The sequence below is a fragment of the Bacillus horti genome, from assembly GCF_030813115.1.
Classification (GTDB): domain Bacteria; phylum Bacillota; class Bacilli; order Caldalkalibacillales; family JCM-10596; genus Bacillus_CH; species Bacillus_CH horti.
The window spans coordinates 1-1,278 of the sequence record NZ_JAUSTY010000047.1 but is presented as its reverse complement, the minus strand read 5'-3'; the positions used below and the strand labels follow the sequence as shown (position 1 = coordinate 1,278).

Below are 1,278 nucleotides of genomic sequence, written 5' to 3'. Positions count from 1 at the left end.
TGCAGTTAGAATAAAAAGTGGACACTCATAAAAGACACGTAGATAATAAAAGAAAGAAGACGGAGAGGGTGTCACAAATGAGTGGGGCAAGACAAAAGTATAACGAAACATTTAAACGTGAAACGGTGAAGTACGTGCAAGAGCAGTCGAAGTCTATAGAGCAAATAGCCGACGAGTTAAATATCAGCGCAAGCACATTGCGTAACTGGCTTGGAAAGTACCGAGAATTCGAGAATGAGCCTGTGAATCAGGGGGAAACCCTTCGTCAGCAATCGCAACAGCTAGAAGAAAGGGACCGAGAGATTGAAGACCTGAAGGAAGAGATCGCTATCTTAAAAAAGGCCATGCACATCTTCAGCAAAGCAAAGAACTAAGGTTCCAATTTATCGAAGATCATCGCTATGAGTTTCGATTAAAGAAGATGTGCGAAGTCCTTAAGGTATCAAGGAGTGGCTATTACAAGTGGAGAGCCTCAGAGCCCTCCGAACGTGCGAAGCGTAAAGCCCATTTAATTGAGCGTGTGACCTGGTTCTTTTATGACTCGGAAGAAACGTATGGCAGCCCTAGAATCCATGGAAAACTGTTGGAAGAAGGATGGATAGTCTCTGAGCGCACGGTAGGTGTTATCATGCGAGAACACAACCTCCGGTCGTGTATGGCTAAGAAGTTTAAAGTCGTTACAACGGACTCTAGTCATGACCTGCCCATCGCTCCTAACATTCTAAACCAAGATTTTAAGGCAACGAAACCCAATGAAAAATGGGTAGCAGACATCACCTACATTCCATGCCGCCAGGGGAAGCTCTATCTGGCTAGCATCTTGGATCTATACACAAAACAAATAGTGGGCTGGAAGCTAAGTGATCGCATGACGACAGATCTCACTCTAGAGGCCCTGAAGATGGCCTATGAAAGAAAGACCCCTCCGAAGGGACTGATTCACCATTCCGACCGTGGCTCACAATATGCATCCAAAGAGTACCGAGCGCAGTTGGAAAGCTACGAAATGGAGCCAAGTATGAGTCGGAAGGGGAACTGTTATGACAACGCCTGTATAGAAGCCTTTCATAGCATCTTAAAGCGTGAGTTGATTTACAGCAGACCCAAATTCAAGACGAAAGAAGAAGCCCAGCAGAAGCTTTATCGGTATATTGAATTCTTTTACAACCGGAAACGATCCAACAGTACCATTGGTTACATGTCACCAGTGCGCTTTGAGCAACTCTATTATCAGGAAGTTGCGTAACTTATTGTGTCTACTTTATTGACAGAAGAGCA

2 protein-coding genes are annotated in these 1,278 nt (G+C 44.6%); both read left to right on the top strand.

Annotated elements, in window-relative coordinates; all coding sequences use genetic code 11:
- Positions 1 to 77: 77 nt before the first annotated feature.
- Complete coding sequence (locus J2S11_RS22205; protein WP_307398390.1) at positions 78 to 374, top strand: transposase; 297 nt, start codon at positions 78 to 80, stop codon at positions 372 to 374.
- Positions 375 to 385: 11 nt separating this feature from the next.
- Complete coding sequence (locus J2S11_RS22200; RefSeq protein WP_307398391.1) at positions 386 to 1,246, top strand: IS3 family transposase; 861 nt, start codon at positions 386 to 388, stop codon at positions 1,244 to 1,246.
- Positions 1,247 to 1,278: the final 32 nt, after the last annotated feature.